25 protein-coding genes and 1 riboswitch are annotated in these 24,075 nt (G+C 42.0%); all 25 genes read left to right on the top strand.

Going from position 1 to position 24,075, the window contains the following annotated elements:
* Window positions 1-23: 23 nt before the first annotated feature.
* The 25 genes from rplQ (at window position 24) to QM454_RS04355 (ending at window position 24,066) form a co-directional block, all read left to right on the top strand.
* Window positions 24-404, top strand: a complete 381-nt coding sequence (rplQ, locus tag QM454_RS04475) for a 50S ribosomal protein L17 (protein ID WP_432362115.1) — start codon at window positions 24-26, stop codon at window positions 402-404.
* 287 nt (window positions 405-691) lie between these two features.
* A complete protein-coding gene (locus tag QM454_RS04470) occupies window positions 692-1,537 on the top strand; it encodes an energy-coupling factor ABC transporter ATP-binding protein (protein ID WP_432362112.1) in 846 nt (281 codons plus the stop codon).
* A complete protein-coding gene (locus tag QM454_RS04465; protein WP_432362110.1) occupies window positions 1,513-2,382 on the top strand; it encodes an energy-coupling factor ABC transporter ATP-binding protein in 870 nt (289 codons plus the stop codon). Before QM454_RS04470 ends, QM454_RS04465 begins: the two co-directional genes overlap by 25 nt.
* Window positions 2,382-3,185 carry an energy-coupling factor transporter transmembrane component T family protein gene (locus tag QM454_RS04460; RefSeq protein ID WP_432362107.1) on the top strand — a complete coding sequence of 268 codons (804 nt, stop codon included), beginning with the start codon at window positions 2,382-2,384 and terminating at the stop codon, window positions 3,183-3,185. Before QM454_RS04465 ends, QM454_RS04460 begins: the two co-directional genes overlap by 1 nt.
* 1 nt (window position 3,186) lies before the next feature.
* Window positions 3,187-3,927, top strand: coding sequence for a tRNA pseudouridine(38-40) synthase TruA (truA, locus tag QM454_RS04455; RefSeq protein ID WP_432362104.1), 741 nt, complete (start codon window positions 3,187-3,189; stop codon window positions 3,925-3,927).
* A 173-nt stretch (window positions 3,928-4,100) separates the two neighbouring features.
* Window positions 4,101-4,538, top strand: coding sequence for a 50S ribosomal protein L13 (gene rplM / locus QM454_RS04450; RefSeq protein WP_432362101.1), 438 nt, complete (start codon window positions 4,101-4,103; stop codon window positions 4,536-4,538).
* Window positions 4,539-4,557: 19 nt separating this feature from the next.
* Window positions 4,558-4,950 (top strand): 30S ribosomal protein S9, encoded by a 393-nt coding sequence (gene rpsI, locus QM454_RS04445; protein ID WP_432362098.1) that lies wholly within the window; start codon window positions 4,558-4,560, stop codon window positions 4,948-4,950.
* Between the two features lie 372 nt (window positions 4,951-5,322).
* The gene (locus QM454_RS04440; RefSeq protein ID WP_432362095.1) at window positions 5,323-5,901 is read left to right on the top strand and encodes a TetR/AcrR family transcriptional regulator; all 579 of its coding nucleotides are present in this window, start codon (window positions 5,323-5,325) and stop codon (window positions 5,899-5,901) included.
* A 153-nt stretch (window positions 5,902-6,054) separates the two neighbouring features.
* Entirely contained in the window at window positions 6,055-7,380 is a 1,326-nt protein-coding gene (locus QM454_RS04435; protein ID WP_432362093.1) for a purine-cytosine permease family protein, read from the top strand.
* A gap of 30 nt (window positions 7,381-7,410) precedes the next feature.
* Entirely contained in the window at window positions 7,411-8,505 is a 1,095-nt protein-coding gene (locus tag QM454_RS04430) for a DUF917 domain-containing protein (protein ID WP_432362090.1), read from the top strand.
* Window positions 8,505-10,061: a hydantoinase/oxoprolinase N-terminal domain-containing protein gene (locus QM454_RS04425; protein ID WP_432362088.1), complete on the top strand. Its 1,557-nt coding sequence runs from the start codon at window positions 8,505-8,507 to the stop codon at window positions 10,059-10,061. Before QM454_RS04430 ends, QM454_RS04425 begins: the two co-directional genes overlap by 1 nt.
* Window positions 10,062-10,873: 812 nt before the next feature.
* Entirely contained in the window at window positions 10,874-11,176 is a 303-nt protein-coding gene (gene ureA, locus QM454_RS04420) for an urease subunit gamma (protein ID WP_432362085.1), read from the top strand.
* A gap of 50 nt (window positions 11,177-11,226) precedes the next feature.
* On the top strand, window positions 11,227-11,607 hold the full coding sequence (locus QM454_RS04415; protein ID WP_432362083.1) for an urease subunit beta: 381 nt from the start codon (window positions 11,227-11,229) through the stop codon (window positions 11,605-11,607).
* 3 nt (window positions 11,608-11,610) lie between these two features.
* Window positions 11,611-13,323: an urease subunit alpha gene (ureC, locus tag QM454_RS04410; protein ID WP_432362080.1), complete on the top strand. Its 1,713-nt coding sequence runs from the start codon at window positions 11,611-11,613 to the stop codon at window positions 13,321-13,323.
* Window positions 13,324-13,397: 74 nt separating this feature from the next.
* A complete protein-coding gene (locus QM454_RS04405; RefSeq protein ID WP_432362078.1) occupies window positions 13,398-13,841 on the top strand; it encodes an urease accessory protein UreE in 444 nt (147 codons plus the stop codon).
* Entirely contained in the window at window positions 13,783-14,523 is a 741-nt protein-coding gene (locus QM454_RS04400; protein ID WP_432362075.1) for an urease accessory protein UreF, read from the top strand. Before QM454_RS04405 ends, QM454_RS04400 begins: the two co-directional genes overlap by 59 nt.
* Before the next feature lie 227 nt (window positions 14,524-14,750).
* Complete coding sequence (gene ureG / locus QM454_RS04395; RefSeq protein WP_432362072.1) at window positions 14,751-15,386, top strand: urease accessory protein UreG; 636 nt, start codon at window positions 14,751-14,753, stop codon at window positions 15,384-15,386.
* Window positions 15,387-15,414: 28 nt separating this feature from the next.
* The gene (locus tag QM454_RS04390) at window positions 15,415-16,188 is read left to right on the top strand and encodes an urease accessory protein UreD (protein WP_432362069.1); all 774 of its coding nucleotides are present in this window, start codon (window positions 15,415-15,417) and stop codon (window positions 16,186-16,188) included.
* Between the two features lie 103 nt (window positions 16,189-16,291).
* Complete coding sequence (locus QM454_RS04385; protein ID WP_432362066.1) at window positions 16,292-17,338, top strand: DMT family transporter; 1,047 nt, start codon at window positions 16,292-16,294, stop codon at window positions 17,336-17,338.
* 335 nt (window positions 17,339-17,673) lie between these two features.
* Window positions 17,674-18,714: a DMT family transporter gene (locus tag QM454_RS04380; protein WP_432362063.1), complete on the top strand. Its 1,041-nt coding sequence runs from the start codon at window positions 17,674-17,676 to the stop codon at window positions 18,712-18,714.
* 352 nt (window positions 18,715-19,066) lie between these two features.
* A riboswitch (purine riboswitch) is annotated at window positions 19,067-19,168 on the top strand.
* Window positions 19,169-19,338: 170 nt separating this feature from the next.
* On the top strand, window positions 19,339-20,298 hold the full coding sequence (locus tag QM454_RS04375; protein WP_432362060.1) for a nucleoside hydrolase: 960 nt from the start codon (window positions 19,339-19,341) through the stop codon (window positions 20,296-20,298).
* A 52-nt stretch (window positions 20,299-20,350) separates the two neighbouring features.
* Window positions 20,351-21,565, top strand: a complete 1,215-nt coding sequence (locus QM454_RS04370) for a NupC/NupG family nucleoside CNT transporter (RefSeq protein WP_432362057.1) — start codon at window positions 20,351-20,353, stop codon at window positions 21,563-21,565.
* A 130-nt stretch (window positions 21,566-21,695) separates the two neighbouring features.
* A complete protein-coding gene (locus QM454_RS04365) occupies window positions 21,696-21,992 on the top strand; it encodes a rhodanese-like domain-containing protein (protein ID WP_432362054.1) in 297 nt (98 codons plus the stop codon).
* A gap of 224 nt (window positions 21,993-22,216) precedes the next feature.
* Entirely contained in the window at window positions 22,217-22,930 is a 714-nt protein-coding gene (locus tag QM454_RS04360) for an N-acetylmuramoyl-L-alanine amidase (RefSeq protein ID WP_432362052.1), read from the top strand.
* 77 nt (window positions 22,931-23,007) lie between these two features.
* Window positions 23,008-24,066: an Mrp/NBP35 family ATP-binding protein gene (locus QM454_RS04355; RefSeq protein ID WP_432362049.1), complete on the top strand. Its 1,059-nt coding sequence runs from the start codon at window positions 23,008-23,010 to the stop codon at window positions 24,064-24,066.
* The last annotated feature ends 9 nt before the right edge of the window (window positions 24,067-24,075 follow it).

The raw sequence follows: 24,075 nt of genomic DNA, 5'->3' as shown, positions 1-24,075 counted from the left end.
TAGATTGAAGGAGGGAAACTTCTATGGGTTACAGAAAACTTGGACGCACAAGTTCACAACGTAAAGCAATGCTTCGCGACTTGGCGACAGACCTAATCGTGCATGAGCGCATTCAAACAACAGAAGCGCGTGCGAAAGAATTACGTTCAGTCGTTGAGAAGATGATTACGCTTGGTAAACGCGGTGACTTGCACGCACGTCGTCAAGCAGCACAGTTCATTCGTCGTGAGCTAGTAACAACTACGGATGAAGAAGGCAATGAAAAAGAGATCTTTGCACTTCAAAAATTGTTTGATAACGTAGCACCACGCTACGCTGATCGCCAAGGCGGTTATACTCGTATTATGAAAATGGGACCTCGTCGCGGAGACGGAGCACCTGTTGTTGTAATCGAACTAGTTTAATCACTACTAACAATCGAGGGTGTGTCTGGCATACGCACAGCCACGCCCTTTTCTTATCTAAAAGATTTATACGACAAATAATTAAAGCAGAGTGTTATGATCGACGGTTTAACCGATTGGTCTAGCTCTACGCATCTCATCCGCTGAACCGGATTGAGCACCCGGTGTCAGAATAGAATGGAGCGCATTTCTTCGGATGAGGTGCGCGCTTTTTTTATTTATATTGCGAAAAAGTTGTAGAATTCAGTTGTTTTATACATAATCGAAAAATGCCGGAGGTGAAAGATGTGAAGGAAATTTTGTCGTTGGATCACGTGTCCTATTCATATGAGTCGGAAGATGGCGATTCGCGTAGAGCGGTGGATGATGTAAGCTTTACTGTGAGAGACGGTGAATGGATTGCTATCGTCGGGCATAACGGATCAGGTAAATCGACGTTAGCGAAGTTGATGATTGGTCTTTTATATCCGGAGAAGGGGAAAGTGAAAGTCTTTCTAGAGGAGATGAATGCGGATAATCTATGGGAAATCCGTTCAGACATTGGAATCGTCTTTCAAAACCCAGACAACCAATTCGTTGGCTCCACTGTACAGGATGATGTCGCATTCGCTTTGGAGAACAACGGTATCCCGTTTGAGGAGATGGTGCCACGTGTCCATGAATCACTTGCACAAGTGAAAATGGAAGGATTTCTGGATCATGAGCCACATCATCTATCCGGCGGACAAAAACAGCGTGTGGCAATCGCTGGAGCGCTTGCGATGCGTCCAAAGTTGCTCATCTTAGACGAGGCGACTTCAATGCTAGATCCTCAAGGACGCGATGAAGTGATCCAAGTTGTCGATGAGTTGAAACGGGCGACTGGCCTTACGGTTATTTCCATTACACATGATCTCGAAGAAGTGCTGTTGGCAGATAAGGTCATTGTGATGAATGATGGAAAGATGCTGATGACCGGAAAACCGGAGGAGATATTCGCACATGGGGACGAGCTTGAGGCGATTGGACTAGATTTGCCTTTCGCTGCAAGGTTGTCGCGCTCCCTTCGTCAGGCAGGAGTCACGTTACAAGGGGAACATATGACAGAAAAAGAGTTGGTGAATGAGTTATGGACATCTCACTTCAACAAGTAGGCTATTCCTACGCAAAAGGGACGCCTTTTGAAAAACGGGCCCTCTTAGAAGTAAATGCTTCAATTCAATCGGGATCATATACAGCGGTCATCGGGCATACGGGATCAGGTAAATCGACATTACTTCTTCATTTGAATGGTTTGTTAAAACCTACTGAAGGTGTCGTGCGTATTGGAGATGTCAGCATTACTTCCGACACTAAGGCAAAAGAACTAAAGATGATTCGCAGACACGTCGGCATCGTATTCCAATTTCCTGAGCATCAGCTCTTCGAGGAAACCGTTGAGAAGGATATTATGTTCGGCCCGCTGAATTTCGGGATTCCTGAAGAGGAAGCGAGGCAGCGTGCCCATGAATTGATCAAACTGTTAGGTTTGCCGGAAGACGTTGCCCAGAAGTCTCCATTCGATTTATCCGGTGGACAGATGCGACGTGTCGCAATTGCAGGCGTCCTTGCGTTTAAGCCATCCATTCTTATATTGGATGAACCGACTGCCGGACTCGATCCTCGTGGACGGAAAGAAATTATGGAGCTTTTCAACAAGCTACATAAAGAGGAAAATTTAACGACCATTCTCGTTACGCACAGCATGGAAGATGCGGCGAGATATGCAGATCAGATCCTCGTCATGCATGAGGGGCGATCTGTCATGGCTGGAACGCCTGAAGAGGTGTTTGAGGATGCAGAACAACTAAAATCCTTCCGGCTCGGCTTACCGCGTTCTGTCGCGTTTCAGCAAGACGTGGAGAAATTATTCGGGAAGCGACTTGGAACGCTCTCTCTGACGGAAGAGCAGCTTGCAGAAGCTATTGCTAATGCTCTGAAGGAAGAAGGTGAGCGATAATGTTAGAAAAAATGATTTTTGGCCGATACGTGCCTGGAGATTCATTCATCCATCGACTAGACCCAAGATCGAAGCTGCTGTTCGTCTTCTTGTTCATTGTCGCGGTGTTTTTGGCGAACAATACGGCGACATACGCGTTATTATTAGCTTTCACTCTGTTCGTCATCTTCATTGCGCGAATTCGGCTCTACTTCCTGTTTAACGGATTAAAGCCGATTCTTTTCCTCATCATATTCACATTACTTATGCATTTCATTTTCACGAAGGAAGGCGCGCTGCTGATTGACTGGAAGTTTATTAAGATTTACGAAGAAGGGGTCAGGCAAGGGATTTACATTTCCATTCGCTTCCTCGTTCTTGTATTAATGACGACCATATTGACATTGACGACGTCGCCCATTTCCATAACAGACGGAATGGAAACGTTATTGAATCCGTTGAAACGTATTAAATTGCCTGTTCATGAGCTTGCATTAATGATGTCGATTTCACTCCGATTCATTCCAACTTTGATGGATGAAACCGATAAGATATTGAAAGCACAGCTCGCTCGTGGCTCTGATTTGACGAGCGGGACGATAAAGGAACGGATTCGGGCGGTTATCCCGCTTCTCGTCCCATTATTCGTCAGCGCGTTTAAACGGGCGGAGGATCTCGCCATCGCGATGGAAGTGAGAGGATATCGTGGCGGAGAGGGAAGGACGAGGTACCGCCAATTGCATTGGCAATGGCGTGATACATTGATCATTTTGATCTTTATCATATTAGTTGCCGCCCTCATCTGGCTGAGAGGAGGAAACTGATTTGAAACGGGTCAAGGCTACCGTCGCTTACGATGGTACCGACTTTGCAGGATACCAGTTCCAACCGAATATGCGAACAGTGCAATCCGTCATCGACAAGGCACTTGTCAAGCTTCATAAGGACAAATCTATCCATTCGGTTGCAAGCGGCAGGACAGATGCCGGTGTTCATGCGTGGGGGCAAGTGATCCACTTCGACACACCGTTAGAGTTGCCGCTCGATCGCTGGCAAATGGCGATGAATGTATTATTGCCAAAAGATGTGCGGGTCGTCAAAACAGAATTCGTAGATAACGACTTTCATGCGCGCTATTCTGCGACCGGAAAAACATATATGTTTAAATGGTCATCGACCGAGGTGCAAAGCCCTTTTGAACGGAATTATGCCGTCCACTTAGGGAAATGGCAGCCGGATATCGAGAGGATGCGCGAAGCTGCTAAGTACATTATCGGGACGCATGATTTCACGAGCTTTTGTTCGTCCAAGACCGCTACCTCGAATAAAGTGCGGACGGTGAGGGAATTGACGGTGGAACGACAAGGCGATGAGCTCATCATGACAATTGAAGGGGACGGTTTTCTGTACAATATGGTACGGACAATTGCTGGCATGCTTTTCGCAGTTGGTATCGGCTGGAACGAGCCGCACGACTTAAAGGAAATCCTTGAAGCAAAAGACCGGAAAAAGGCGGGCAAAACTGCGCCAGCACACGGTTTGTACTTGATGAATGTCACATACTAGACCCGAGTCAACTTTTCCAGGCGTTTTCTAATAAAACGCTTGACTTATGATCGTTTTCAATATAAGATGATAAATGGTATTTCAATAACCCCACAATAAGCCCCGGAAAGTTTATTTGTGTTTAGGGATAGAGAAAACGGAACAGATTTGATAATTTTAGGAGGAAACAATACATGCGTACAACATTCATGGCTAAAGGTCACGAAGTAGAGCGTAAATGGCTCGTTGTCGACGCTGAAGGACAGACGCTTGGTCGTCTAGCTTCTGAAGTTGCAGCAATTTTGCGCGGCAAACATAAACCTACGTTCACACCACACGTTGACACAGGTGATCACGTTATCATCATCAATGCTGAGAAAATTCAACTTTCTGGAAATAAATTGAAAGATAAAATCTACTATCGCCACTCTGGCTATACAGGTAACCTTAAGCAACGTACTGCGCTAGAAATGCGTACAAACTACCCAACTAAAATGTTGGAACTTGCGATTAAAGGGATGCTTCCAAAAGGTCCTCTAGGTCGTCAAACATTTAAGAAACTTCATGTCTATGCTGGATCGGAACATCCACATACGGCACAAAAACCAGAAGCATACGAGCTTCGCGGATAATTAAGAGGAGGAAACACTTTTGGCACAAGTACAATATATCGGCACTGGCCGTCGTAAAAGCTCAGTAGCTCGTGTACGTCTCGTACCTGGTGAAGGCAAAATTGTCATCAACAAACGTGACGTAGAAGACTACGTACCATTCGAAACACTTCGTGAAGTAATTAAACAACCACTTGTTGCAACTGAAACACTTGGTAGCTATGACATTCATGTAAACGTCCACGGTGGCGGATTCACAGGTCAAGCAGGCGCAATTCGCCATGGCGTAGCACGCGCTCTATTGACTGTTGATCCTGATTTCCGTAGCACGTTGAAGGCTGCAGGATTGCTTACACGTGATTCCCGCATGAAAGAGCGTAAAAAATACGGTCTTAAAGGCGCGCGTCGTGCACCTCAGTTCTCAAAACGTTAATATTTGCGTTTCAAGACTCTTTTCACTTTCGTGGAAAGGGTCTTTTTTCATGCGTAAAAATAACGTTCAAACACACATAAAAATTTCTTTCGGCATTTTACTTTTTATATGATGCAATTTTCCTCTACTCTTACTCCTTTCCAAATTCTCTCTATTGGGTATGTTCATGTGTCTAAACAAAAGTTTATAATTTTTTTTATTAAATTTGTGGAAACGTATTCATATGCAGTAAAACAGGGATACTTCTGTTTTTTCTGTTGTATCGCAAAAGTCATTTTTACTAAATCATTGAAAAAATATATTGACTCCAAAAAATTATGCAAATATAATTAACCCTAACATTCGTTAGGTGGTGATAATATTCGGGAAAAATTGATAAATGCAGCAATAAAACAATACGCTCTACATGGGTATCATGGCGCAACAATGAGGAAAATTGCCGATGAAGTCGGGATAAAACCACCTTCAATCTATTTTTTCTTCAAAAATAAGGAGGAGCTATTTGTAGCTGCGTTTCAACAGTTATTGGATAACCACTTTGAGGAAATGAGGTGCATAGTAAAAGAAAACGAGGATAAGCCTGTTGAACAAATTTTCACGGCGATGATTCAGGGGATAGTCTCTCACCATAAAGGGGATATGGAAGGGACGGATGCATACATTTCACTCGTAACTTCTCCTATAAAGGAAATTTCAACGTATTTGTATAACCACATGATTCGTTATAACGAATGGCTTGTTACTACACTAGAATCACTTCTGCAAGTCGAATATCCGAATATATCTTCCTCGGAAATGGATCGTATCGTGAAGAAATTTGTACTAATTGGTAATGGTGTTTTTTGGGGAGTTAAGTTATACGATGATGAAGATTTAAAAGAACAAGTCGTACTGGCAAATCAAATCATTCATGCGTTATTCGAGGAATTGAATGGGAAATACATTCAATAGCCTAAATTATATTTAGGCACATAGTAAAACCTCGTAGCAACAAGAGTTTCGAATCAATCGAAAGGTTATGCAAAAAAGAGTTTGTTTGCCTTTTCATAAGAAAAAAAGTCACAATATTTACACTAAACATCTAAAATGAGGAGGCAAAAGAAAATGGAGAATACAGCAAAAGCGAAAGCAGCTATTGGAGATGATTATTCATTAACACGGGTGCCGATGTCAGCACGACAATCACTATGGAGTATTACCATTGTTCGAGTTGGAGCATTAGCAACGATTAGTCAGTTTATGCTAGGTGCGACTTTAGGATATGGAATGACATTTTGGCAAGCGTTCTGGGCGACAGTACTTGGCAGTGTTATTTTACAAATCATAAGCTTTCTTCTAGGCTACGCTGGTGCGCGTGAAGGACTTTCAACAAGTTTGTTGTCAAGGTATACAGGTTTTGGACGATATGGATCGAGTATTATCGGTGCTGTTATAGCGATTGCTTGTATTGGCTGGTTTGGTGTTCAGAATTCCGTATTTGCAGAAGGTCTTGTGCACGCGACTGAAGGTAAATTACCACTTCCGCTCGCTGCAACGATTACTGGATTAGGTGTTACGGTACTCGTTATCTTCGGTTTTAAGTTGCTAAGTATTACTGCAACAATTACGGTTCCTGCTTTCTTATTAGCAGTTGGCTTTGGGATTTATCACGTATTGAGTGACTACTCGTTTGGTGATTTGTTAACGGCTGCTCCAGCTGGAGACGTCTTAACAATGAGCGCTGCTGCAACGATGGTTGCAGGAGGATTTATTATTGGTGCTGTTATTACACCAGACTTTAGTCGATTTGCTAAAAGTGGTAAAGATGTTTTTTTGATGGCGACGATAGGTATTCTCGTTGGTGAACTTGGTATTAATATGATTGCAGTATTACTTGCACTCGCTGCTAGAACAAACGATATTGTCAATATTATGGTACAAACTGCTGGCTGGTTTGGTGCATTTGTTGTTGTATTATCCACGGTGAAGATTAATAACTTGAATCTGTATTCTTCCTCACTAGGATTCACAAATATATTTGACTCTCTATTCAACTTGAAACTAAATCGAGGAAAAGTAACTCTTGTTATTGGGGTAATTGGTACGGTGTTATCGATTCTAGGAATTTTAGACCACTTTGTAAGCTTCCTTATTTTCCTAGGTGTACTTGTTCCACCAATCGCTGGAATTATGGTAGTCGAGTATTTTGTCTTAAAAACAAGTCGAAAAGAATTGGATGAAACACGTAAAGTAGGGGCATTACCAGAGGTTGGGAAGATGAATCCAATTACGATGATTGCTTGGATAGCTGGTTTTGCTGCTGGTTATACAATAGAAGTAGGGATTCCTTCTATTAACTCACTTCTAATTAGCGCGGTTGTTTATTATATTGGCGCTTTGCTCATAAAGAACTCTTCAAAGAACAACAACATGGAAGATAAAACAGCATAAGAAACTTACACTTAATGGAGGTTTGGTGAAATGAGGATAATTGGAAAACAGGAAATTGAAGATATTGCAGTTGGTGCAGCTCTACTCGGAACGGGCGGGGGTGGCGATCCTTACATCGGAAAGCTTATGGCGTTACAAGCAATTGAGGAGTATGGTCCAGTAACGGTATTAGATGCGGATGAAGTACCTGATGATGCGTTAGTTGTACCATCTTCTATGATGGGGGCACCTACAGTAATGCTCGAGAAAATTCCAAGTGGTGAAGAAGCAATAGAGGCCTTTTTAAAACTGGAAGAATATTTAGGGGAAAAAGTTTATGCGACGTTTCCAATTGAAGCCGGTGGATTAAACTCCATGCTTCCTTTCGCGCTTGCTGCAAGATTAGGCTTGCCAGTTGTAGACGCAGATGGAATGGGGAGAGCTTTTCCTGAATTACAGATGGTAACATTTTATTTAGATGGTATTTCAGCGACACCAGCTGTCATTGCGGATGAAAAAGGAAACACAGCATTGTTATCAACGATCGATAATGTTTGGACGGAACGAATTGCACGTGCTGCTACGATTCAAATGGGTGGTTCTGTTATGAATGCTATGTATCCTATGAGGGGGAAAAACTTAAAAGAAAGTGGTATCCCTAACATTTTAAGACTGGAAGAAGAGATTGGAAAAACAATTCGCCTTGCGAAAGTGAATAATGCCAATGCGATTCATGAAGTACTAAAAACTGTCGGCGGTTTTGAATTGTTCCAAGGGAAAGTAACGGATATTAATCGTAAAACAGAAAAAGGATTTGCAAGAGGATTAGCGACATTTGAAGGAATAAATGAATATAAGGATGAAACGCTTGAGGTTCGTTTCCAAAATGAGCATCTACTTGCGCAAACAGACAAACAACTACTTTGCGTAACACCGGATTTAATTGCAGTACTCGATGCGGAGACGGGTATTCCTATTACAACAGAAGGAATCCGTTATGGTTCAAGATGTGTCGTTATCGGAATTCCGTGCCACCCGAAATGGCGTACAGAAAAAGGGCTTGAAACAGTTGGTCCGAAATATTTTGGTTATGATGTTGATTATATTCCAGTTGAAGAACTTGTAAATAAAGGCGGGGAGAACTAATGGGGACATATCGAATCGGAATTGACGTTGGCGGAACACATACAGATGCTGTAATTTTAGATGAAAATAATCAAGTCATTTCAGAAACAAAATCATCTACTACGGTCGATGTTACAACAGGTATTTATAATGCAATGCATAAAGTAATTGCAAATGCAAATGTTCCAAGGGAAGAGATCCACTATGCGATGCTTGGAACTACACACTGTACGAATGCTATTGTTGAGAGAAAAGGTTTAAATGAAATTGCGGTCGTCCGTATTGGTGCTCCTGCTACTTTAGCTGTAAAGCCAATGACTGGTGTACAACCAGAGCTTCGTGAAGCACTTGGAAAACATGTATATCTTGTACGTGGTGGACACGAATTTGATGGGCGTGAAATTGTTTCTTTAGATGAAGAACATTTGTATGAGATTGCAAAAGAAATAAAAGGGAAAGTAGACTCCGTTGCGATTACATCAGTCTTTTCTCCAGTATCTAGAGAACATGAAGAACGAGCAAGAAACATATTTACGGAAATACTAGGTGAAGAAATTTCTATTTCATTGTCTTCAGAGATCGGTTCTGTCGGATTATTAGAAAGAGAGAATGCTGCCATTTTAAATGCTTCTGTCATAAAAGTGGCGAAAACAGCTGCGGATGGATTTATTCAAGCATTAAAGAATGAAGGAATCCACGCGAAGGTATTCTTCGGTCAAAATGACGGTACATTAATGTCTGTAGAATATGCTGTGAGGTATCCAATTTTCACCATTGCTTGTGGCCCAACGAATTCTTTGCGAGGTGCATCCTATTTAAGTGATTTAACAGATGCAATTGTTGTTGACGTCGGAGGGACAACTTCAGATGTAGGAATTTTAGTAAATTCATTCCCACGAGAATCTTCATTAGCTGTTGAGATTGGTGGGGCACGTACAAATTTCCGTATGCCTGATTTAGTTTCAATTGGTCTAGGTGGGGGAACAATTATCCGGTTTGGGGAAAATGGAGAATTTACAATTGGGCCAGATAGTGTAGGGTATCGCTTACCTGAAGAGGCAATGATTTTTGGTGGTGATACATTAACGACAACGGATGTAGCGGTTGCATTAGGAAAAGTCGAACTTGGTAATCCATCGAACGTAGCGCATTTGGACAAGGAATTGCTTCAACGAGTGTATAACAAAATGGTAGAGATGGTTGAAGAAGCGATTGATAAGATGAAAGTAAGTGCAAACCCAATGCCAGTTATTTTAGTTGGTGGGGGAAGTGTCCTCTTTCCGAAGGAATTGAAAGGTGCTTCCGGGGTCTATCGCCCTGAAAATTCCGGTGTTGCAAATGCTATTGGATCTGCAATTTCACAAGTTAGTGGGCAGATTGAAAAAATCTACTTAATAGATGAAATTGGCAGGGAGAATGCTTTGCAAGCAGCTAAAGAAGAAGCGATGGAAGAAGCAATAAATGCAGGTGCGAATAAAGAAAGCCTCGTTATCGTCGATATCGAAGATGTACCACTTGCATACCTTCCAGGGAATGCAACTAGAGTTCGTGTCAAAGCAGCAGGCGAACTAGTTTAATGGGGTTTTTACTAATGAAATGTAAGAAGGCGTTGACAATAGTCGACGTCTTTTTTACGTTAGATAATCTGCTTTGTTCGTAATTTTAAGTTTAGTCAAACTGAGTTTCTTCCTATTATATGGGTGAAATGGAACTTCATAAAATCTGCATAAAAACGTACCAATTTTGTCATTTTTGTTTCCTTACATTAATTGGTTAGTTGGTTTATAAACTTGAAGAGTCGGGTAAAACAACATGGAATGCCGATACATTAAAAAATGCATCTTCTCAAATCGAAGATGACTAGACGTAAGGACAGCAAAACAGCTAAGAATGATCTTCTCCGAACGTCACTGAAAGGAGGAGTTTTTCTAAAAAAGAAGAACACGATTTACGATACTTGGAAAATATTAGTGAGCAACTGACTGTGGGACTGAAATAAGTAGTGGAGTTTCGGGTCATGTGTAGGAGAAGAGTTTACGGATGAAAAAACTGTAGATAAAGCACTCGTTTCAAGTGTTCTACCTACAGGTGCCATAATAGACTATATGTGCAAAGTATCACTTTTAAATACACTGGTGCTATTTTATTCCATATTCATTTTTGACACTGTTCTTAGCATATCACGCTAATATGAGAGTAGCAAATTGTTAGGTGTTCATATGTATGTCCTTTGACAATTTTGTGAAGTCTCAAGGTTATCGTTGCAAGCTTCAAAACTTACGTTGTATAATCCGTAACGTAGTACAAGAGTTGTACGAGCAAGTTAATAGAATAGTGAAATTACTATTCTAATAAATTATGTTAATAAAGTGTAAAGGAGGAGTAGACCATGCATTTAAATCCAGCAGAGAAGGAAAAATTGCAAATTTTCGTTGCGAGCGAATTAGCTTGGAAGCGAAAAGCGAGAGGTCTTAAGTTAAACTATCCGGAAGCGGTGGCCATCATTACGAGCTTTATTATGGAAGGTGCACGTGACGGAAAGACGGTTGCAAAGCTGATGGAAGAAGGAAGACACGTATTGACAAGAGACGATGTTATGGAAGGTGTTCCAGAAATGATCGCTGATATTCAAGCAGAGGCGACTTTCCCAGACGGAACAAAACTCGTAACAGTTCACAATCCGATTTCTTAATAATTGGCATAACAACCTAGGAATGTACTGAACATAGGAGGCGAGTAAAAATGGGTAAACAAGAATATATCGTACCCGGTGAATACCGCGTTGCGGAAGGTGAAATCGAACTTAACGCTGGTCGCGAGAAAACAACTATTCGTGTAGCGAATACTGGTGATCGTCCGATCCAAGTAGGTTCACATATTCACTTTGTAGAAGTAAACAAAGAGCTTTCATTTGACCGCGAAGCAGCAATCGGCAAAAGGCTGAACATTGCTTCAGGAACAGCAGCTCGTTTTGAGCCAGGCCAAGAGATGGAAGTTGAACTAACTGAACTTGGTGGCAATCGTGTTGTTTACGGTATCGCGGACTTGACAAACGGTTCCGTCGACAACAAAGAAGAAATTCTTAAGCGATTAAAAGAACTAGGTTACAAAGGAGTTGAGTGATAAGTGAAAATTTCTAGACAGCAGTATGCGGAAAGTTACGGTCCAACAGTTGGGGATCAGGTTCGCCTCGCTGATACGGATCTTTGGATCGAAGTAGAGAAAGACTACACTACTTACGGCGACGAAACGAATTTCGGTGGCGGTAAAGTATTGCGTGAAGGTATGGGGGAAAACGGTACGTACACTCGTGCTGAAAACGTACTTGACCTTCTTATTACAAATGCGCTTATTCTTGACTACACAGGAATTATCAAAGCGGATATCGGTGTAAAAGACGGTTATATCGTTGGCATCGGTAAAGGTGGTAACCCAGACATTATGGATGGCGTTACTCCGAATATGATCGTTGGTACAGCTACAGAAGTTATTGCAGCTGAAGGTAAAATTGTTACAGCTGGTGCAGTTGATACGCACGTTCACTTCATCAACCCGGATCAAGTTGACGTAGCTCTTGCAAACGGAGTTACAACTTTGTTCGGTGGTGGTACTGGACCGGCAGAAGGTTCAAAAGCAACGACTGTTACACCGGGACCTTGGAACATTGAAAAAATGTTGAAATCAGTAGAAGGTCTTCCAATTAACGTTGGTATTCTAGGAAAAGGTCATGCTTCATCTCTTGCTCCAATTATGGAACAAATCAATGCAGGTGCAGCTGGTCTGAAGATTCACGAGGACTGGGGTGCAACACCAGCTTCGATTGACCGTAGCCTACAAGTTGCTGACGAAGCTGACATTCAAGTTGCTATCCACTCGGATACATTGAACGAAGCTGGATTCCTAGAAGATACGCTCCGTGCTATTGACGGCCACGTAATTCACTCATTCCACGTAGAAGGTGCGGGTGGTGGACACGCTCCTGACATTATGTCAATGGCTGGTCATCCAAACGTATTGCCTTCTTCAACGAACCCGACAAGACCATTTACAGTTAACACAATTGACGAGCATTTAGATATGCTTATGGTTTGTCACCATCTGAAGCACAATATTCCTGAAGACGTTGCGTTTGCTGACTCACGTATTCGTCCAGAAACAATTGCAGCTGAAGACATTCTTCATGACTTAGGCGTTATCAGCATGATGTCAACAGACGCACTTGCGATGGGCCGTGCTGGAGAAATGGTTCTCAGAACATGGCAAACTGCGGACAAGATGAAAAAGCAACGTGGTCCATTAGCTGAGGAAACAAACGGTTCAGATAACGTCCGTGCTAAACGTTACGTATCGAAATATACGATCAACCCTGCGATTGCACAAGGTATCTCTCATGAAGTAGGTTCAATCGAAGAAGGTAAATTTGCTGACCTTGTTCTTTGGGAGCCAAAATTCTTTGGTATCAAAGCAGATCGCGTTGTTAAAGGCGGTATGATTGTATACGCACAAATCGGTGACCCAAGTGCTTCTATCCCGACTCCGCAACCAGTTATGGGACGTCGTATGTATGGTGCTATTGGTGGAGCGGTTTATGACACAAACATTACGTTTATGTCACAAGCTGCTATTCAACAAGGTGTACCTGAAAAGCTTGGCTTAAAACGCCGCATCGGTACGGTGAAAAACTGCCGTAACATCGGTAAGAAAGACATGAAGTGGAACGATGTAGTAACAGATATCGACATTAACCCAGAAACATATGAGGTTAAAGTTGATGGAGAAGTTCTTACATGTGAACCATTTGATAAACTTTCTATGGCTCAAAGATACTTCCTATTCTAATAGTGAATTAATTCTTGTGAGTTGCTAACTATTTATTTGGGCGAGACTGCACAAATACGAAGGAGGATTAGGACTTGCTTATTACAAAAATAGCGGGGAACCTCAACGATATTGAGTCATCAGACAAAAACATTGACTGGCTTGAAGTAGAGTGGGAAGACCTAAACAAAAGAATTATGCGTAAAGAAACGGAAAACGGTACGGAGGTTGCTATCTCTCTAGAGAGCGGCAATACCCTTCGTTATGGGGATGTACTGTATGAAGATGAAAATACGCTAATTGCCATTCGAACAAAGTTGGAAAAAGTATATGTCATTAAACCGAAGACAATGCAGGAAATGGGAAAAATGGCATTTGAAATCGGCAACCGACACACTATGTGCATTATTGAAGAAGATGAAATTCTCGTTCGTTATGATGAAACGCTTGAGAAACTGATTGATGAAGTGGGGGTTTCCTATGAACAATCTGAACGTAGATTCAAAGAACCGTTCAAATATAGGGGACACCAACATTAATCCATCGTTCCTGCATCTGATTCAAATTCACGACACGGCGTTTCCGACCGGCAGTTTTGCACATTCTTTCGGTATGGAGACATATATTCAGGCAAATGCCATTCGTAATGAAGTAGATTTAAAGGAGTTCTGCGACATGTATCTCCGGCAAAATCTTGCTTCAACAGATGCTATTATTGCCAATGAAGCGTATCGTCTTGCAAAAGAAAACGATACAGAAGGGCTTATTCGCCTTGAAAACATATGTCACGCTATCAAGCTATCCCCTGAAACAAGAAAGGGAAGCATGATGATGGGTCGGCAATTTCTGCAAACGGTATATCCGCTAAATGATGGAGAGTTGCTTGAGTTTTGGTATGGAAAGTTTAAAAGCAAAGAAATCAAGGGGCATTACCCTGTCATATACGGTATCTATACCGCAATGCTCGGTGTAGATGCTCGGATTTCGCTTGAAACATTTCTTTATTCATCCTTAACATCACTCGTTCAAAACGGTGTCCGTGCCATTCCACTCGGGCAGAATAGCGGAGTGCAAACGATCTTTTCCTTGTTGCCTATCATTCAAGAAACAGCAGGGCGTGTAATGACCTTGACATTGGATGATCTTGACAACAATTCGGTCGGCCTTGAAATAGCGTCAATGAAGCACGAATTCCTTCATTCACGTTTGTTTATTTCATAAAAGGTCTACGGTGACATGCAGTCTCGTCTAAACATATACTCCCTGCTTCGAACCTGGAGCTACTTACTTGTCCAGGTTCGAGCACAAGGGTGTGCAGCCTGCGTGTAGGAAAGTTCGTCTAATTAGACACGTCAAAGTACCCAAATGACTAACGTTTTTTGTTTTATTTCATCAATAGGCTAAATTCTAAAAACCTAAACTGAGTAAAATATGAGGAGGTTACGAAAATGAGAACAATACACCTTGGCATTGGCGGACCAGTCGGTTCCGGTAAAACAACACTTGTTAAAACACTTTCGGAAACATTGAAAGAAGAGTACAGCATCGGTGTCATTACAAATGACATTTACACAAGAGAGGATGCTAATTACTTAATTAACGAGAAAATCCTTGAAACAGACCGCATTATCGGTGTTGAAACAGGCGGATGCCCTCACACAGCTATCCGAGAAGATGCATCAATGAACTTCGAAGCAATTGATGAATTAAAGCAACGCTTTGATGATCTTGACATCATCCTTTTAGAAAGCGGTGGCGACAATCTGTCAGCAACATTCAGCCCGGAATTAGTTGATGCGTTCATCTATGTAATTGACGTTTCCGAAGGCGGCGACATTCCGAGAAAAGGTGGTCCTGGCGTTACGCGTTCTGACTTCCTCATGGTTAACAAAACGGATCTTGCTCCATACGTTGGCGTAGACCTTGACAGAATGAAGAGTGACACAATTAAAGCAAGAGACGGCAGACCATTTGTTTTTGCAGACATTAAGACGAAAAAAGGTCTCGAGGATATCATTGCTTGGATTAAATCAGATCTATTTTTGGAAGGGAAATCCAATGAATCTGCAAACGAGTCCAACTAAGCGACTCAATCATAACGGTTGCTTGTCAATGAAATTTGAAAAACGTATGAACAAAACGGTTATGACGAATTATTATCAGAACCCGCCGCTTAGAGCTAGTCGGGCAATGTACCTTAATTCTGCTAACCGATCCGAGGCGACGGTTTATCTGGTGGAAACATCAGGTGGTCTTGTCGCTGGAGACCAAAACGATTTTCAAATTGATATCATGGAAGGAGCCAATGTTTGTCTAATTCCTCAATCAGCAACGAAGATCTATCCTTCATTTAACGGATTGTGGAGTTCGCAAAACATTGACGTATCCATTGGCTCAAAAGCAAGTCTTGCCTTTAAAACGGAAGCGGTTATTCCTTTTGAAGAAGCGAAGTTCCGCGGAAAAACCATCGTCCGTATGGAACAAGATTCAACACTTCTTTGGGGTGAAATTCTATCCCCTGGTCGCGTTGCGCGTGATGAAGTATTTGAATATCATGATGTAAAAACAAATTTTCAAGTCTGGATGGAAGATGAGTGTTTGATTTATGATCCCCTCTCGTTCTCTCCCGACCGTATGGATCTTGGACAAATGGGCATGTTGGAAGAGCATATTTATGTCGGATCAATGTGGTTTGTTTCTCCTTCTCTCAAAAATTTGGACATCAGTAAAGTAAATGAAAAACTTCAACAGTTCAAGCATGTAAATGCGAGCGCTGCGCTGCTAGAAGGTAAAGCAGTGAATGTCAGATGGCTTGCGTCAGACTTAGTGTTGTTGAAAAAAGAAATGGACAACTTATGGCAGGAGTTTGCACGCGACATTGTCTGAGTGCGCCAGCCATACAATTTATTCTTTTCACGTATTCATCGACAGAAAGCCTTGGGCGTATTTAAAAATAACTATATAATTTAATTTACTTGGAGTGAAAAAAATGTCTAATAATCAGACAGCACAAGGCGGAGCGTCAAATAGTAAGGCCTATCTCATCCTAATCATTGGTATTATGGCAGTTGCGTTTTCTGCCCCTTGGGTAAAACAATCTAACTTTGAACCAGCAACGTCTGTTATTCTTCGTGTTGGTATTGGGTTATTGTTCTTACTACCTTTCTTTATAATGGAAATTAAAAAAATAGGTAAGATCAACAAAACCGGAGTTATTCTATCTCTTGTAGCAGGTTTGTTTCTTGGAATTGACTTTACAGCTTGGAATTATTCAATCTATTTTGTAGGATCAGGGATTGCATCAATCTTGCTAAACCTACAAATCATCATTTTACCAGCACTTGCTTTCCTATTCGATAGGGAGAGAATTCCAAAAAGTTTCTTCATTGTTGCACCAATTATGATCCTAGGTGTACTAATGACAGGTGGTATTTTCGACAGTGCTGAAGCGACTGACGGACCAACAACAGCATGGGGCATGAACCTTGCCGTTCTTGGAACGATTGCCGGATCTATTTCGGGAGTTTGTTACGGTGCTTATCTATATACGAGCCGTAAAGCTTCCCGTGTAAATGGAATACAAATCGTTCAACCAATGTTTTTCGCTGGATTAACTCAGCTAATTGCTCCTGCAATTGTTATGTTGTTCTCAGGCCGCGGCTTCGATCTTACTCACGGAGTATTAGTCGATGGTATGCTTCCAATGAATCCGGAAACGGCATTAGGTGACCCGATTACTGGCATGAACTGGTTCTGGATGATTGTTTTAGCTTCAATCGGTCAAGCTGTTGCATGGACATTCATTCAGTACGGTGCTATTCGTTTGGATCCTACAATCGTAGCGGGACTATTATTGCTTAGCCCGATTTCTACTGTTTCGGTTATTGCCGTTATTCTATTTGGTGAGATTCCGTCAACTATTCAGATTGCAGGTGTTATCCTTATCCTGTTGGCAGTTGCCTACCAGAATAATTTGCACAAAGTCCTCTTAGGGAAAAAGCCAAAAGGCGAAAGTTCGCCTGGGGCGTCTTCTTAATCGCCCAGCTTAATGTATATGTAAGATCAATGTAGTTCGTTGCACCTTCGTTAGAAGGGATTAACATCCGTGAATTAATTGAATAGCTCCAGCAGTCTGGACGAGTGGAAGTGAGCGCCTAGATGATTGAAGAAAAAGCAATCAATGGCCGATGGCTTGCTCAGATTTAGTTTTGTTGAAAAAAGAAATAGGATGAGTTTGTTCCTTACAGCGTGCGTGAATTCGAATAAGTAAAATTGGCGTACTCAATTCTTCTTTTTTATGTTTCCTTAATAAGCGCAATAGTCTCTGAAGTTTCAAAAAATATCATAGAATATATACTTGGAGTGAAAGTTATGGCTAACAATAGTGCTACTAATAAAGGATCTAATAGCAAGGCGTACTTAATACTGATCATCGGTATCATGGCTCTTGCATTTACTGCCCCTTGGGTAAAACAATCAAACTTTGAACCAGCAACGTCTGTTATTCTTCGTGTTGGTCTTGGGATAATTTTCTTGCTTCCATTCGTCTTTAGTGAAATGAAAAAACTCGGTAAACTAAACAAATCCGGGATTACTCTTTCACTTATCGCTGGCTTTTTCCTTGGAATTGACTTTACTGCATGGAACTATTCAATCTTTTATGTCGGGTCAGGTATCGCTTCAATCTTATTGAATCTTCAAATCATTATCTTGCCGGCGCTTGCATTCCTATTCGACAGAGAAAGAATTCCAAAGAGCTTCTTTATCGTCGCTCCAGTCATGATTCTTGGTGTATTGTTGGCGGGTGGTATCTTCAATGGTGCGGACCCAACAACAGAAGGCCCAACGACTGTATATGGTATTAATCTTGCTGTCCTTGGTACAATTGCTGGTTCTATTTCTGGTATTTGTTATGGAATCTACCTCTATACGAGCCGTAAAGCAGGTCGTGTAAACTCGGGTCAAATTGTCCAGCCAATGGTATGGGCTGGTGTTGCTCAGCTTATCGCTCCAGTAATTTTCTTGTTCATCTCTGGACGTGGCTTCGATTTAACTCACGGTGTACTTGTAAACGGTCAACTTCCAATGAATCCTGAAACTACTCTCGGTGATCCAATTACTGGTATGAACTGGTTCTGGATGATTGTATTAGCTTCTTTAGGACAAGCTATCGCATGGACGTTCGTTCAATATGGTGCTGTTCGTTTGGACCCTACAATTGTTGCTGGACTATTGTTGCTCAGCCCAATTTCTACAGTTGCGATCATTGCCGTACTTCTATTCGGTGAAGTTCCGTCAACTATCCAAATCGTTGGTGTTATTCTCGTTCTCGCAGCGGTTGCCTACCAAAATGACATCCATAAGACCATTATGGGTAAAGGTAAACCGAAAGGCGAAAAAACGACTGGTTAACCTTATAGGTATAAAATACCAAGGTATTTATAAAAGCCGATGTTTCCTCAACGTAGGGAACATCGGCTTTTTCATTTCGAAATTTATTGCGCAAATGTTTCCCCACATTTTATTGTGATCAAAGATTTTGCAATTTATTACCTTTAATTATCGTAATATTTTCAACTATAAATGTCAAGGAAGTTTGAATATATTTTGTTGTTTGTAAGAAGTCTACATACTCATGGTAGGTAATTAATTAAACGTGAACTTTCAGTTGTCAAAAAAAAGCAACATTTAATACGTGTATTGACCTTGAAAAACCTTGTGTGATATAACTTTAAAAGTAAAAACAGCTTTACGAAAAATGCATTAATCTCATTTGAATAGTAAATGTATATGCTTGAGAATATGGCTCAAGCGTTTCTACCTGGTAACCGTAAACTACCGGACTACATTGAAAGAATAACTGGCTCTAATGTATTCCAGTATTTTTCCCTTTGTAATTCGACAAACCGGGTAGAGTGTATACCCGGTTTCTTTTACGTTTATTAGAAGATGAGTGCCTTCATAAGAAAATGAATATCTTTTCGCTAATAACGGGAGACTAATTCAAACACTTTTTATTGAAAAGGATGATTTAGAATGACGAAAAAACCTATTTATTTTAATCACGACGGTGGAGTCGACGACCTCATTTCGCTGTTCTTATTACTACGAATGGAAAATGTCGAGCTTACAGGTGTATCAGTCATACCAGCAGATTGTTATTTAGAGCCAGCCGTTTTTGCTAGCCGAAAAATTATAGACCGCTTTGGGAATGGTGTTAGCCTCGATGTAGCTGAATCAAACTCCCGAGGAAAAAATCCTTTTCCAAAAGACTGGAGAATGCATGCGTTTCTTGTAGATGCATTACCGATATTAAATGAATCCGGAAAGATCATTACGCCAGTAGCAGAAAAGCCGGCGCATCTTCATATGATCGATGCGATTCGAAATACTTCGGAGAAGACGACTTTATTATTTACTGGACCTCTAACTGATTTAGCTCGTGCATTGGACGAGGCGCCAGATATTGAAGAGAAAATTGATAGACTCGTTTGGATGGGTGGCACTTTCCGTGAAGATGGAAATGTTCATGAGCCTGAACATGATGGAACAGCGGAATGGAATGTGTTCTGGGATCCTGAAGCAGCTGCACGGGTATGGGAAACAAGTATCGAAATTGACTTAGTCGCGCTTGAAAGTACAAATCAAGTACCTCTAACTTTGGATGTGCGTGAACGTTGGGCAAAGGATCGTAAGTATATCGGTGTTGATTTCCTTGGTCAATGTTATGCAATGGTACCGCCACTCGTCCACTTTAAAACAAATTCCACGTACTATTTATGGGACGTGTTAACAACTGCATTTATCGGCAAAACAGATCTAGTTAAAGTAAAAACGGTTAACAGCATTGTCATTCCGGATGGACCGAGTCAAGGACGTACAGTGGAAACACCTGACGGGCGCCCGGTAAACGTTGTGTATGATGTGAATCGCGATAGCTTCTTCGATTATATTACGGAATTAGCGAAGCAAGTAAGCGGAGAAAACTCTAAATAATAGATACCGAACAGGTCACTAACTCAAATTTCAACATGAGGGGAGAGATACTATGCAATACATTTGGGGAATTTGCGGCATCATAGGTATTTTAGCAATTGCATGGGCCCTATCAACAGCACGTAAATCCATTAATCCGAGAACTGTTTTTGGAGCATTAGCCATCCAACTCATTTTTGGTTTTGCCGTGTTGAAATGGGAGTTCGGAAGAGAGGTTTTACAACACGTTTCAGGGATTGTCCAAAAAGTGATTGACTCATCCAATGCTGGAATTCAGTTCTTGTTTGGAGGAGTCTTAGGTGCAGAAAATGTAGGTTTTACCTTTGCATTTCAAGTATTACCCATTATCATTTTCTTCGCTTCTTTAATATCAGTACTTTATTATCTCGGAATTATGCAGTTCGCGACAAGAATCATTGGAGGGCTTTTGGAAAAAGCTCTCAAGACGAGTCAGACTGAATCGATGTCAGCTGCCGCTAATATTTTTCTTGGTCCGACAGAAGCCCCGTTAGTCGTTAAACCATATATTGAAAAAATGACTAAATCAGAACTGTTTGCAGTGATGGTAGGGGGCTTGGCTTGTGTATCCGGTGCTGTGTTAGGCGGTTACGCTATGCTGGGTGTTCCTATTGAATATTTATTAGCAGCAGGTTTTATGGGCGCTCCAGCGGGATTGTTATTTGCGAAAATCATCGTTCCTCAAACAGAATCATTGAATACAGCTGAAAATGTTCAAATGATGAAAGATGAGGAATCCAGAAACGTCATCGATGCGGCATCGCGCGGGGCGATGGATGGATTGAAAATAGCGGCAGGCGTAGGTGCATTGTTGCTTGCATTCATCTCTCTTATCTATTTAATCAATCTAATTATCGGAGCGATTGGTGGAGTTTTCGGGTTTGAATTATTGACTTTGGAACAAATATTAGGGTATCTTTTCTTCCCGATTGCTTTCCTAATTGGAGTACCTTGGGAAGAAGCGTTGCAAGCCGCTTCATTTATAGGTCAAAAATTTGTATTGAATGAATTCGTTGCTTACACTTCCTTCGCATCTGAAATAGCTAGTCTATCACCTAAGAGCGTCGCTATGATCAGCTTTGCGCTATGTGGCTTTGCCAACCTTTCTGCGCTAGCCATGTTAATTGGCGGTTTGGGAGGAATGGCTCCTTCAAGAAGAAAGGATATTGCTGAACTGGGATTGCGTGCAATTATTGCAGCAACACTTGCGAATCTGATGAGTGCAGCCATTGCAGGTATGTTAATTTAAGAAACTGAATTAAAAGGACTGCCGAATTTGTGGCAGTCCTTATTTTAGTTGCTAATTGACAATCAAAGTGCTGGACGTCATGCTTCGCTTCTATATAAGATGAAGTGAGTCAATACGAGGAGGATTTGATATGAAAGAAATTACGACAGCAGAATTACAGCAGAAGCTTGAGAACGGTGAAACTGTTCATTTGCTTGATGTAAGGGAAGATGATGAAGTAGCATCAGGGAAGATTCCTGGCGCAATCCATATTCCATTAGGGGAAGTTGAGGAGCGTTTGGAAGAGCTTGATAAAGCGGAGCCGTATGTAATCATTTGCCGTTCGGGTGGTCGAAGCGGACGTGCAGCGGAATTTATGGAAGCGCAAGGCTATGATGCGACTAATATGGTCGGTGGTATGCTGGACTGGCAAGGGGAAGTTGAATAAGCGCTGAAAAAAGAAGCCGAAGAGGCTTCTTTTTTTGTCTACGTCTAGACTCCGGGTGGCAGCTACTCGGGTCATAAGTCAGCTCCGCTGCACGGCAAAAAAACGCCGTTTCGCGGATCTGCCTTATGCCTGTCGTAGCTAACCGCCACCCTCCGCTTTTGTAGATACAAGCATTCATATCTTGGCCAAGGGTTGCGTATAGTGATGAAAAAGGCGGTGTGAGATTGAAACGATGGCTTATCATCGGGCTATTATTTGCAAGTTCCCTTCTTGTCGTTCTTTACGGTGTGAATGCCTCGGACAGAGGATTTTTCATGCCCGAACAACTTGGGGGTCTGAAGATTGTCATTGACCCTGGACATGGGGGATTGGATGGCGGAGCGTCGGTTGGTGACGTAATTGAGAAGGACATTACATTAAGCATTGCACATGAATTAAAAAAGAGATTAGAAAAGAAGGGCGCAATGGTTGTCATGACGCGTGAAAAGGAAGGAGACGCACTTGCGGAACATGCTCCGGGTGAGAAGTTCGGAACGACGCGGCAACGAAAGATGGCGGATTTGAAATTGCGTGAAAGCATTGCAATCGAAGAGGGTCCTGATATGTTCCTTAGTGTTCATGTCAATGCAATCCCAGACCCAAGATGGCGGGGGTCTCAAGTGTTTTACCATGCTGAAGGACATCCTGGAGGAGAGTTGTTAGCCAGATCCATTCAAGGATCTTTCGTTGCGAATTTGAAGAATACCGATCGTGAAGCTTTAGCTATCAAAGGGGTATATCTATTGAAAAAGGTTCCAATGCCGTCAGTTCTAATAGAAACAGGGTTCCTTTCAAACCCAGATGAGCTGGCATTGTTGACAGATCCGGCCTATCATGGAAAAGTGGCGGATGCAATTGTGGAAGGAATTATTCAGTTTCATTTGTCTGACAAACAGTGAAGACGAATTCAGACTTTGTAGAACTATCAATATGGTATACTTGGGGGGCATGAATAAACCTTTAAGGAGTGGCCATATTGATAAACGAACAGATTATCCGTGACGTTGTAGGCGAGTTGAAGGATCCGTTTTTACATAAGACTCTTGTTGAGACCGATGGAATTGTCAGTGTATCGGTTAAACCTGAGAAAAAGCATGTCAGTGTAAAATTGGCCATCGCCAAAATCAACACGGCGGAGCAAATGAATTTGCAGATGAAGGTCGTTGAAGTAATAAAGGCTGCGGGTGCAGATTCAGTTGGTATTCGATTTGAAGAGCTTCCAGCAGAAACGCTAGAAAAATTCCGTGGTACGGCAACGGAGGCAGAAGCTCAAGATTTACTGTCTCCGTTGAACGATATTGAATTCATTTCAATTGCATCAGGGAAAGGTGGAGTCGGTAAATCTACCGTCTCTGTAAACTTGTCGGTTGCACTTGCACGTCTAGGGAAAAAAGTTGGACTGATTGACGCGGATATTTATGGATTCAGTGTGCCGGATATGATGGGTATTACTGAGTTGCCAGTCATACGTGAAAACCGGATCATTCCTGTGGATCGTTTTGGCGTGAAAGTGATTTCGATGGGGTTCTTTGTAGAAGACAATGCACCGGTCGTATGGCGTGGACCGATGCTCGGGAAAGTATTGGATCAGTTTTTCCGCGACGTCGATTGGGGACCGCTTGATTACCTCATCTTGGACTTGCCGCCAGGTACAGGAGATGTCGCACTCGATGTTCACCAAATGATTCCGTCCTCTAAGGAAATTGTCGTAACTACGCCACACCCGACGGCTGCATTCGTGGCAGCGCGTGCAGGAGCGATGGCACTTCAGACAGATCATGAACTTCTAGGTGTCATTGAGAATATGGCGTGGTTTGAATCGAAACTGACGAACGAAAAAGAATACGTATTCGGTCAAGGAGGAGGCACGAGGTTAGCTCAAGAATTACGCACTGAGCTTTTAGGACAAATTCCACTTGGTCAGCCCGATTGGAACGAAACCGATTTTGCCCCTTCCGTTTATGCGGAAGACCATCCGATTGGCCAAACATACACGGAAATCGCCCAGGCGGTTATCGATAAGACTCAAAAATAAACAAAAGCG

Source organism: Sporosarcina sp. UB5, assembly GCF_050859005.1.
Lineage (GTDB): Bacteria > Bacillota > Bacilli > Bacillales_A > Planococcaceae > Sporosarcina.
The sequence above is the reverse complement of the archived record's forward strand: the minus strand, read 5'-3'. Positions and strand labels throughout refer to the sequence as shown.

Excerpts from the sequence above, each read along its gene's own strand:
- rplQ (WP_432362115.1), top strand. The coding sequence starts at position 24 with ATGGGTTACAGAAAACTTGGACGCACAAGTTCACAACGTAAAGCAATG.
- QM454_RS04465 (WP_432362110.1), top strand. The coding sequence starts at position 1,513 with ATGGACATCTCACTTCAACAAGTAGGCTATTCCTACGCAAAAGGGACG.
- QM454_RS04460 (WP_432362107.1), top strand. The coding sequence starts at position 2,382 with ATGTTAGAAAAAATGATTTTTGGCCGATACGTGCCTGGAGATTCATTC.
- rplM (WP_432362101.1), top strand. The coding sequence starts at position 4,101 with ATGCGTACAACATTCATGGCTAAAGGTCACGAAGTAGAGCGTAAATGG.
- QM454_RS04435 (WP_432362093.1), top strand. The coding sequence starts at position 6,055 with ATGGAGAATACAGCAAAAGCGAAAGCAGCTATTGGAGATGATTATTCA.
- QM454_RS04430 (WP_432362090.1), top strand. The coding sequence starts at position 7,411 with ATGAGGATAATTGGAAAACAGGAAATTGAAGATATTGCAGTTGGTGCA.
- QM454_RS04425 (WP_432362088.1), top strand. The coding sequence starts at position 8,505 with ATGGGGACATATCGAATCGGAATTGACGTTGGCGGAACACATACAGAT.
- ureA (WP_432362085.1), top strand. The coding sequence starts at position 10,874 with ATGCATTTAAATCCAGCAGAGAAGGAAAAATTGCAAATTTTCGTTGCG.
- QM454_RS04415 (WP_432362083.1), top strand. The coding sequence starts at position 11,227 with ATGGGTAAACAAGAATATATCGTACCCGGTGAATACCGCGTTGCGGAA.
- QM454_RS04400 (WP_432362075.1), top strand. The coding sequence starts at position 13,783 with ATGAACAATCTGAACGTAGATTCAAAGAACCGTTCAAATATAGGGGAC.
- ureG (WP_432362072.1), top strand. The coding sequence starts at position 14,751 with ATGAGAACAATACACCTTGGCATTGGCGGACCAGTCGGTTCCGGTAAA.
- QM454_RS04390 (WP_432362069.1), top strand. The coding sequence starts at position 15,415 with ATGAAATTTGAAAAACGTATGAACAAAACGGTTATGACGAATTATTAT.
- QM454_RS04385 (WP_432362066.1), top strand. The coding sequence starts at position 16,292 with ATGTCTAATAATCAGACAGCACAAGGCGGAGCGTCAAATAGTAAGGCC.
- QM454_RS04380 (WP_432362063.1), top strand. The coding sequence starts at position 17,674 with ATGGCTAACAATAGTGCTACTAATAAAGGATCTAATAGCAAGGCGTAC.
- QM454_RS04375 (WP_432362060.1), top strand. The coding sequence starts at position 19,339 with ATGACGAAAAAACCTATTTATTTTAATCACGACGGTGGAGTCGACGAC.
- QM454_RS04370 (WP_432362057.1), top strand. The coding sequence starts at position 20,351 with ATGCAATACATTTGGGGAATTTGCGGCATCATAGGTATTTTAGCAATT.
- QM454_RS04365 (WP_432362054.1), top strand. The coding sequence starts at position 21,696 with ATGAAAGAAATTACGACAGCAGAATTACAGCAGAAGCTTGAGAACGGT.